The organism is Polaribacter sp., assembly GCF_965656025.1.
Classification (GTDB): Bacteria; Bacteroidota; Bacteroidia; order Flavobacteriales; family Flavobacteriaceae; genus Polaribacter.
In genome coordinates, this window is record NZ_CBFHJT010000006.1 from 5,987 (window position 1) to 15,350 (window position 9,364).

10 protein-coding genes are annotated in these 9,364 nt (G+C 29.8%); 5 read left to right on the top strand and 5 right to left on the bottom strand.

What is annotated here, in order from left to right; genetic code table 11:
* The 3 genes from ACTG3S_RS01935 to dnaK all read right to left on the bottom strand — a co-directional run.
* On the bottom strand, window positions 1–1,079 hold a 1,079-nt coding region (locus tag ACTG3S_RS01935; protein WP_439127691.1), incomplete at its 3' end, for an NAD(P)/FAD-dependent oxidoreductase.
* Between the two features lie 68 nt (window positions 1,080–1,147).
* Window positions 1,148–1,672 (bottom strand): hypothetical protein, encoded by a 525-nt coding sequence (locus tag ACTG3S_RS01940; protein WP_439127692.1) that lies wholly within the window; start codon window positions 1,670–1,672, stop codon window positions 1,148–1,150.
* A gap of 152 nt (window positions 1,673–1,824) precedes the next feature.
* Window positions 1,825–3,732, bottom strand: coding sequence for a molecular chaperone DnaK (gene dnaK, locus ACTG3S_RS01945; RefSeq protein ID WP_439127693.1), 1,908 nt, complete (start codon window positions 3,730–3,732; stop codon window positions 1,825–1,827).
* Between the two features lie 246 nt (window positions 3,733–3,978).
* On the opposite strand from dnaK, the gene ACTG3S_RS01950 reads away from it, so the two are divergent.
* Both ACTG3S_RS01950 and ACTG3S_RS01955 read left to right on the top strand, forming a co-directional pair.
* Window positions 3,979–4,320 (top strand): DUF2853 family protein, encoded by a 342-nt coding sequence (locus tag ACTG3S_RS01950; protein WP_439127694.1) that lies wholly within the window; start codon window positions 3,979–3,981, stop codon window positions 4,318–4,320.
* 92 nt (window positions 4,321–4,412) lie between these two features.
* Window positions 4,413–5,837 (top strand): L-serine ammonia-lyase, encoded by a 1,425-nt coding sequence (locus ACTG3S_RS01955; RefSeq protein WP_439127695.1) that lies wholly within the window; start codon window positions 4,413–4,415, stop codon window positions 5,835–5,837.
* Between the two features lie 53 nt (window positions 5,838–5,890).
* Here ACTG3S_RS01955 and ACTG3S_RS01960 read toward each other — a convergent pair whose 3' ends face one another.
* Window positions 5,891–6,622 (bottom strand): bacteriorhodopsin-like, encoded by a 732-nt coding sequence (locus ACTG3S_RS01960; RefSeq protein ID WP_439127696.1) that lies wholly within the window; start codon window positions 6,620–6,622, stop codon window positions 5,891–5,893.
* A gap of 87 nt (window positions 6,623–6,709) precedes the next feature.
* On the opposite strand from ACTG3S_RS01960, the gene ACTG3S_RS01965 reads away from it, so the two are divergent.
* Window positions 6,710–7,594, top strand: coding sequence for a Brp/Blh family beta-carotene 15,15'-dioxygenase (locus ACTG3S_RS01965; RefSeq protein ID WP_439127697.1), 885 nt, complete (start codon window positions 6,710–6,712; stop codon window positions 7,592–7,594).
* Here ACTG3S_RS01965 and yaaA read toward each other — a convergent pair.
* A complete protein-coding gene (gene yaaA / locus ACTG3S_RS01970) occupies window positions 7,591–8,349 on the bottom strand; it encodes a peroxide stress protein YaaA (RefSeq protein ID WP_439127698.1) in 759 nt (252 codons plus the stop codon). The two genes, ACTG3S_RS01965 and yaaA, sit on opposite strands and share 4 nt — an antisense overlap.
* Window positions 8,350–8,553: 204 nt before the next feature.
* Here yaaA and ACTG3S_RS01975 point away from each other — a divergent pair, with 204 nt between their 5' ends.
* Complete coding sequence (locus ACTG3S_RS01975) at window positions 8,554–9,093, top strand: RNA polymerase sigma factor (protein ID WP_439127699.1); 540 nt, start codon at window positions 8,554–8,556, stop codon at window positions 9,091–9,093.
* Between the two features lie 41 nt (window positions 9,094–9,134).
* A partial coding sequence (locus ACTG3S_RS01980; protein WP_439127700.1) for a hypothetical protein occupies window positions 9,135–9,364 on the top strand: 230 nt, incomplete at its 3' end.

Here is a 9,364-nt window from a genome sequence, read left to right on the forward strand (position 1 = left end):
CCAATAGTAGCCATAGAACCTTTATCATTATATATAAAAGGTGTTTCTTTTTTGTTGAATAGTTTTGCTAAAATATTTTTAGCAACCAATTTACCTTGTTGTATTGCTGGTTGTGCCATCATTGGATGCCCATAAGGTGTTTTTTCTGAGGTCATGCAAGCAACGTCACCAACAGCATAAATATTGGTGTAATTTAAAACTTGGTTGTATTTGTTTACTTTAATTCTTTCAGCTCTTTCTATTACACAATCAGCCGGTAAACCATCAATAGTTTTACCTTTTACACCTGCAGCCCAAATAACGGTTGCTGCATTAAAATGGTCAATGCCATTTGTTGTTACAGTTTTGCCATCATAATCTAAAACACGAAGATTTTTCCAAACATTAACGCCTAAATTTATTAAAAAATCTTCAGCCTTTTCAGAAGCTTTTGTGCTCATTCCTTTTAAAATTTCACCAGAACTTTGTATCAGATTTATCTGCATTTGCCTGATGTCTAAATCTGGGTAATCTTTGGGTAATATCCCTTTTTTCATTTCTGCTAAAGCTCCTGCCAGTTCCACACCTGTTGGTCCACCACCAACAATTACAAAATTCATTAATGCGTTTCTTTCCTCAAATTTTGAAGTCAATAAAGCTTCTTCAAAGTTTTCTAATACCAAACTTCTAATATTTAATGCTTGTGGAACAGATTTCATTTCCATAGCATGTTTTTTGATATTCGTATTTCCAAAAAAGTTGGTAGTAGAGCCAGTTGCAATAATTAATTCGTCGTAATCTAAGTTACCAATAGAGGTTTCTACGATGTTTTTTTCTGGATTTATTTTTACAACTTCGGCTAATCTAAAATAAAAATTTTCTACATCGTTAAAACGTTTTCTCAAAGGGAAAGCAATAGAATCTGGTTCTAAACCACCTGTGGCTACTTGGTAAAGTAGAGGTTGAAAAGTGTGATAATTATGTTTGTCTATTAAAACCACTTGTAGCTCTTGTTCTTCTAAGTCTTTTGCAGCAGCTAAACCAGCAAAACCACCACCAATGATTACAACTCTCGGAAAACTTGTTTGTGGGATGTTCATTACTGATTTTTAGATTGTTTGAATGTTAGTTTTTTAGATAAGCAAATTTACTGAAAAGCAATGATATCTTATTTAAAACTCATTTTTATTTCCATAAGAGAACTATCAGAATTGATAAATTTTGAGATGACTTGATATTGTAATTCTTCCTTTTCTATTTCAAAATAATTTGCCCACTTATCATCTTTAAATAAATGATTTATTTGTTTAATTCTTTTTTGAGCTTCAGAAAATGAAAATAAATAACCTGTTGTTTTTTCTTTTATTGGTTGAATTTTAGCTCTTTTTGAATTAAAATCAACTTCAATAAAAAATATTTTTTCTGATGAATTGATTGGAAAAAAGGATTTCCAGCTAGCAAAACCGATGACTATTTGTTGATTTTTATAATTATTATTTGAAATTAGTTTCCATCTACAATTGGCAACTCTACCCCAGTGATTCGATTTTCTATAAACTCCTTTATCTGTATAAAAATATTGACTTTTAGACTTACTTGTATACTTAGTGTTTTCAGGAAATTCAAAGTCATCAATTTGTCTGAATTCACAAAAAGTATGTTTAAAAAAATTAGTTTTATCGTAGATTTTCAAAAAGATTATTTTTACAAATTTAACTAAAAGACATAAAAAAACGCAATCAAATGAATGATTGCGTTTTTATTAAGTATATACTTTTGAAGATGCCTGTCTTTACAGGCATAAGCGATTTACAAGAAATTCTTAATAGAATTTCTGTTCTCTGCTTACTTTACTTCTTCGAAATCTACATCTTCTACATTATCTCCTTGATCTGCATTTGCATCTGGTTGTCCTTGAGCATCTGCACCAGGATTTGCTCCTTCAGCTCCACCTTGTGCAGCATACATTTCTTCAGAGGCAACTTTCCAAGCTTCATTAATCTTTTCCATAGCAGCATCAATTTGTGCTAAGTCTTTAGATTCGTGAGCAGCTTTTAATTCTGCTAAAGCGGCTTCAATTGGGTCTTTTTTATCTGCAGATAATTTATCACCAAATTCTTTTAATTGCTTTTCAGTTTGAAAAATCATAGAATCTGCTCCATTAATTTTTTCTGCAGTTTCTTTCGCAGCTTTATCAGCATCGGCATTTGCTTCTGCTTCTTGTCTCATTTTCTCGATTTCTTCTTCTGTTAAACCAGAAGATGCTTCAATTCTAATGTCTTGCGTTTTATTTGTTGCTTTGTCTGTTGCAGAAACTTTAATAATACCATTGGCATCAATATCAAAAGTTACTTCAATTTGTGGTACACCTCTTTGTGCTGGAGGTAAACCATCTAAATGAAAACGACCAATTGTTTTATTGTCTGCAGCCATTGCTCTTTCACCTTGTAAAACATGTATTTCTACAGAAGGTTGATTATCTACAGCAGTAGAAAATACTTGCGATTTTTTAGTTGGAATGGTTGTATTTGCATCAATTAATTTTGTGAAAACATTCCCCATAGTTTCTATACCTAAAGATAAAGGAGTAACGTCTAATAACAATACATCTTTTACATCTCCAGATAGAACACCACCTTGAATTGCAGCACCTAAAGCAACAACTTCATCTGGGTTTACACCTTTACTTGGTGCTTTTCCAAAGAATTTTTCTACAGCTTCTTGTACAGCAGGTATTCTTGTAGAACCACCAACTAAAACTATTTCGTCAATATCAGACTTTGTTAAATCTGCATTTTTTAAAGCAGTTTCACATGGCTCAATAGTTCTTTTTACTAAATCGTCAATTAATTGCTCAAATTTTGCTCTAGACAAAGTTCTAACCAAGTGCTTTGGTCCGCTAGAAGTTGCTGTTACATAAGGCAAGTTAATTTCTGTAGATGCAGAAGAAGATAATTCAATCTTTGCTTTTTCTGCAGCTTCTTTTAAACGCTGTAAAGCCATTGGATCTTCTCTTAAATCCATGTTCTCATCAGCTTTAAACTCATCTGCTAACCAGTTGATAATTTTTTCATCAACATCATCACCACCTAAATGTGTATCTCCATCAGTAGCTAATACTTCAAAAACACCATCTCCTAATTCTAAAATAGAAACATCATGTGTACCACCACCAAAATCGAAAACAACAATTTTTTTATCGTCATTAGATTTGTCTAATCCGTAAGCTAATGCAGCTGCAGTAGGTTCATTTATAATTCTTCTAACTTTTAAACCAGCAATTTCACCAGCTTCTTTTGTAGCTTGTCTTTGTGCATCGTTAAAATATGCTGGTACTGTAATTACAGCTTCAGCAACATCAGATCCTAAATAGTCTTCTGCTGTTTTTTTCATTTTCTGTAACACCATTGCAGAAATTTCTTGTGGAGTATATAAACGACCATCCACATCAACTCTTGGTGTATCATTGTCTCCCTTTACTACTTTATATGGCACTCTTTTTACTTCTTTAGTAGATTCAGAGAATTTGTTTCCCATAAAACGTTTAATAGAATAAACCGTTTTTGTAGGGTTAGTTACTGCTTGTCTTTTTGCAGGGTCTCCAATTTTACGTTCTCCACCTTCTACAAATGCAACTATAGATGGTGTTGTTCTTTTTCCTTCAGCATTAGGTATTACTACTGGCTCGTTACCTTCCATTACAGAAACACAAGAGTTGGTTGTACCTAAATCGATTCCAATTATTTTACTCATAATATTTATTTTAATAATTTTTTAAATTCAATTTTACATTTACTATTTGTCAAACTGTGTGCCATCTACTTTTTTATAGAAAAATGTCAGTTTTTTTATTTTTTACAAAAAATTATGTGACATGTTGGCATATTTTGTATCTAACTTATTGAAAGAAAACAATATTTGAAATCCTGAATTATTTTCCTATATTTGGATTGTTCTTTTAGAATTAAAAACTTTATACAAATAATTAAACTTTAAAAAATGAGTAAATTTGACGAAAAAGTGGCTTTATACAAGCAATTTATGGACGATAGAAATCTACGTTCTAATACTGAATTATTAGCAGCTGTAACAAAAGGTTTAGGTCCATCTATTTACAAAGCAGATGCAGAAACTGTTTCTGGTTCTGACGCTAAAGAATTAGCAACTGTAAAAAATAATTTTTTAATCAAAAAGTTAGGTTTAGCAGATAGTAAAGAGTTAGACGAAGGTATTGAAGAGGTAATGGAAAGAATAGGAAAATCTGAAAGAAAAAAATACAGAGCTGTCGTTTACTATATGTTAGTTAAAAAGTTTGATAAAGAGTCAGTTTACGGTATGTAATAAAAAAAACTTTTTTTAAATTATATAAAAAAATCCAACTCATTGAGTTGGATTTTTTACATTTACAGCAAATATTTTAATTAATTTTGAGAATGTCACAATTTATAAGTGTTTTTGATATGCTAAAAATAGGTGTGGGGCCATCAAGTTCACACACCTTAGGTCCTTGGAGGGCAGCGCAAGCCTACATTTCTAAAATTAGAGCAAATAAAAAGTTTGATTTAATTGATGCAATTAAAGTAGATTTATATGGCTCACTTTCTTTAACAGGGAAAGGACATGCTACTGATTTATCTATCTTATTAGGTTTGAGTGAAGCCGATCCAGAATATATACCTATAGAAGACATTTTTATTATTGTTGATAGAATTAATACGCAAGAAGAAATTATTTTTAAAGGAGGTAAAACTATTCCTTTTTATAAAAACTCGATTGTTTTTAATAGAGAGTTTTTACCATTTCATGCAAATGGGGTTACTTTTAGAGGTTTTTGTAAAGGCGAAGAAATTTCTACACAAACTTACTTTTCCATTGGTGGTGGATTTATTGTTCAAGAAAAAGATCATTTAGAGGAAGAAATAGAAATTAATAAAAAGAACTTTCCTTTTCCCATAAATAAAGCTTTACAATTAGAAGAATACTGTGAGAAAGAAAATAAAACAATTTCTGAGATTGTTCTATTAAATGAGCTCGAATTAAATTCGGCAGCATTTATAGATAAAGAATTGCATAGAATTTGGGATACTATGTTAGAATGTATGTATATAGGCTGTCATACAGAAGGTAAGTTGCCTGGTGGTTTAAACGTAAAAAGACGAGCTTATGATACGCATCAAAAATTAATAAAAGATAGTAGTTATAAAAACCCTGAAGAATGGATTACAGCAATTAGAAGCACAGAAGTAAAATTTAGAGAAATTTTAAAATGGGTAAGTTGTTTTGCACTTTCTGTAAATGAGGTAAATGCCTCTTTAGGAAGAGTGGTTACAGCACCAACAAATGGAAGCGCAGGTGTAATACCTGCAGTATTAATGTATTATTTGGTGATAGAAAACCATAATGCAGACTTTAAAGAGATTAAACAATTTTTACTTACCGCTGGCGAAATTGGAAGTATTTTTAAGAAAAATGCTACAATTTCTGCTGCAATGGGTGGCTGTCAAGCAGAAATTGGTGTTTCTTCTGCCATGGCTGCAGCAGCTTTAACTGAACTTTTGGGGGGTACAGCTGCACAATGTTTGGTTGCGGCAGAAATTGCAATGGAGCATCATTTAGGTTTAACTTGTGATCCCATAGGTGGTTTAGTACAAATACCTTGTATAGAAAGAAATGCTATGGGAGCTATAAAAGCAATAAATGCAGCAGAAATGGCTTTAGAAACAGACCCTAAAGAAGTAAAAGTACCTTTAGATAAAGTAATAAATACTATGTGGGAAACTGCAAAAGATATGCATAAAAATTATAAAGAAACCTCTGAGGGTGGCTTAGCTATAAATGTTGGTTTGGCAGATTGTTAAAAAAAAAAGCTGACTTTTCAGTCAGCTTTTTTTTTAAAGGTTAAAGTGTTTTTTTAGACTTTTAAAGTTTTATCAGATTGTTGCACAGCTAAATTATATACAACTAAACCAAAACCTATTTTATTTATAGCATCTCCAATATTATAAATAACATCCATAGAAAGTCCGTTTAAACCATCATACCAACCTGGAGTTCCTGCCATATAACCTAAAGGATAAATTGCCCAACCAACTAATACAAACCAGCATAACATTTTATGAGCTTTTAAAACCTCTCCACCAGCAGCAACTGCTAGTTTCTTTGCACTACCTAACCATATATCATAAGCAATTGCAAAATAAGCAATACCAGAAATTAGACCCCATAACCATGCATTTGGTCTATCTACAGCCTCACCAATGTAACCTGTAACTAACATTATTACAGATAAAAATATTAAACGCCACATTAAAGATTTTTTTGCGCCAGCAACTTTTAGTATTAAAAAGAACTCAACACACATTAATGGTACTGTTAAAACCCAATCTACATATCTAAAAAAGGTTGGTGATTCCGCATTTGAAGCCCAGTAATCTCTCATGTACCAATAATGTACTGCGGCAATAAAAGTAATAAGTCCTGAAACTAAAATAGAGGTTCTCCATTTTTTATCAAAACTATTCATTGATAAAAAGAAAAAAGCAGAAGCAGCCATCATAGCCATACAACCTACAAAGAATGTAAAACCTACGTAATCGTCTGTAGCCATTTTTGCTACGCTTAAAAAATTTAATGATAAATTCATAATAAAAGTATTAAGTTAGAAATAATGTTTAACTTATTTTAAATAAGTTTAAACAAATGTAAGGCATTAAATTTATATATTTGTATTATGAAGGGTGTTTTTACTAAAAATTATCAAAATTTTAAGATTTATTTTACATTTCTATTATTTTGGTTTAGTATTCAGTTTGAAGGAGTTATACAAGATTCATTGGCGTACTTATTAGTGTTAACTGTGGGTTTGTTACATGGAGCAAATGATATTCTTATCCTTTCTGTAAAAGAAAAAAACAAGAAAAAGGCAGTACAATATTTAGCTTACTATCTATTGATTATTATAGTTTGTGTATTAGTTTATTTTGTGAATGCTTATGCAGCGTTACTGCTTTTTATTATTGTAAGTTCATATCATTTTGGAGAAGAACACCTTTCAGACATTATTTCTAAGAACCTTTTATTTGATACTTTTTATTTTTTAACGTATGGATTGTTAATATTTAGTATGATATTTTTTACTTCCTTAGAAGAAGTAAATGAAATTATGCTAGAGTTGGCAGGTTTGCCATTTACAAAAAACGAAATAGAAATATCTTTAATTTTTAGTGCATCGTTTTTTTTAATATTGAGTTTGTGGTTACTTAAAGACAAAAAATTACCCCTAAAAGTATTAGTAGAAGAGGTTTTTTATTTGTTGTTTCTTTTTCTTGTTTTTAAAACTACTTCTTTAATTTTAGGTTTTGCCATTTATTTTATTTTTTGGCATTCAATACCATCAATAATCCATCAAATTAGTTATATTTCTAATACTGTTACTAATAAAAGCGTTACATATTATATAAAAAAAGCAATGCCTTTTTGGTTGATAAGTATTATTGGTTTAGGTGTTTTGTTTTTTGTTTTACCAGAAATAAAAATATTTGCAACAGTTGTTTTTGTAATTTTATTTGCTGTAACTGTACCTCATATTTGGGTAATGTTTAAAATGAAAAACTAACGGGTAAAAACCAAATTGTTTCCAGAAGACATTTCTTCAGAAAAACGATAATTTTCTATATTAAACCCTTTTAAGTCTTCTATGGTTTCAACATTATTATCAACAATATACCTCACCATATAACCGCGTGCCATTTTTGCGTAGGTCATAATGGTTTTGTATTGTCCGTTTTTAAAATCTTTAAATACTGGAGTTATCATAGGTACTTTTAATACTTTTTTAGGCAGTGCTTTAAAATACTCTGTACTTGCTAAATTTATAAGTAATTCGTCTTCTTTTAATTCTTCATTTAAAGATTTTGCTAGAGAATCATCCCAGAATTGGTACAAATTATCTTTTCTCCCCACTTTTAACTTTGTACCCATTTCTAATCTGTAAGGTTGTATTAAATCTAAAGGCTTTAGCAAGCCATATAAACCCGATAAAATTCTTAATTGATCTTGCAAAACAGGTAATTTATCTTCTTGCAAAGTATTTACATCAATCCCTTGAAAAACAGCACCCGTAAATGCATAAATAGCTTGTTTGGCATTTTTATCTGTAAAAGGTGTTTCCCAATCTTGATTGCGTTCGTAATTTATAGCTGCTAAATCATCAGAAATAGACATTAAACTAGATAACTTATTTTTAGAGAAGGTTTTTAGTTTTTTATTTAATTTCTGAGACTGCTCTAAAAAACGAGGTTGTGTATGTAAACTTGTTGGTACTTTACTTTCGAAATCTAAAGATTTTGCTGGAGATATGATGATTTTCATTATAAATGTATAACTTTTTAATGTTCAATTTTTCAAGGTAAAAATACTAAGGATTGTATCAATTGTCAAACAAAGACCGTATTTTCTATTGATAAATGCATCTATAAAATTTATAGAATAAATTGATTTGAAAAATATTTTTTAAATTCAACAAACTATTTCTAATTTTTAAGGTCTAAAGATTAGTAACCAACAAATTAATATTTGATTAAAGACGCAGAACTTGTAAAAAAGTTAAAAGATGCTACACTAAAAGATATCGCTTTTAGTGAACTGCTTGATGCGTATCAAGAACGTTTGTATTGGCATATTAGAAAAATTGTAATTACACACGAAAACGCAGACGACGTTCTACAAAATACCTTTATTAGAGTTTATAAAAGTATAGCCAATTTTAAAGAAAAAAGTAGTTTACATACTTGGATGTACAGAATCGCTTATAACGAATCTATGCGTTTTTTAGAAAAAAACAACAAGTTTAATTTTGATGATATTGATGGTGTACCTGAATCTTATTTAGAAATTTTATTTGAAGATGAATATTTTAATGGAGATGAAATTCAGCAAAAACTACAAAAAATTATAGACACATTTAAAGAAAAACAAAAAAGAATTTTTCAAATGAAATATTTTGATGAATTGAGTTTTAAACAAATTTCTCAGATTTTAAAAGTACCTGAAAGTACTTTAAAATCTAGTTATTATACAGCAGTAAAAACTATTGAAGAAAAAATATTTTTATAAAACCAAACTATTTTTAAAAAGTAGGGTCTAACTTATAAATTATGGGCAAACATCATAAAAACACAAATACCAAAAGTTTCTTAAAAGAAGATTTTAAAGATACTATTTCTAAAAAACATAGCAGTTATTTAGGAACAGACATTCCTGAAGGATATTTTAAAAAATCGAAAGTATCTATTTTAGATAAAATAAAACAAGATGTAGTTAAAGAAACCTCTAAAAAACAAAAAGTATTTAAGTTAAAACCTAATTTTAAATATGCAATTGCAGC

Bases quoted from the DNA above. Each gene is read 5' to 3' on its own strand.
- ACTG3S_RS01950 (WP_439127694.1), top strand. From the start codon at position 3,979: ATGAGTAAATTTGACGAAAAAGTGGCTTTATACAAGCAATTTATGGAC.
- ACTG3S_RS01955 (WP_439127695.1), top strand. From the start codon at position 4,413: ATGTCACAATTTATAAGTGTTTTTGATATGCTAAAAATAGGTGTGGGG.
- yaaA (WP_439127698.1), bottom strand. From the start codon at position 8,349: ATGAAAATCATCATATCTCCAGCAAAATCTTTAGATTTCGAAAGTAAA.
- ACTG3S_RS01965 (WP_439127697.1), top strand. From the start codon at position 6,710: ATGAAGGGTGTTTTTACTAAAAATTATCAAAATTTTAAGATTTATTTT.
- dnaK (WP_439127693.1), bottom strand. From the start codon at position 3,732: ATGAGTAAAATAATTGGAATCGATTTAGGTACAACCAACTCTTGTGTT.
- ACTG3S_RS01960 (WP_439127696.1), bottom strand. From the start codon at position 6,622: ATGAATTTATCATTAAATTTTTTAAGCGTAGCAAAAATGGCTACAGAC.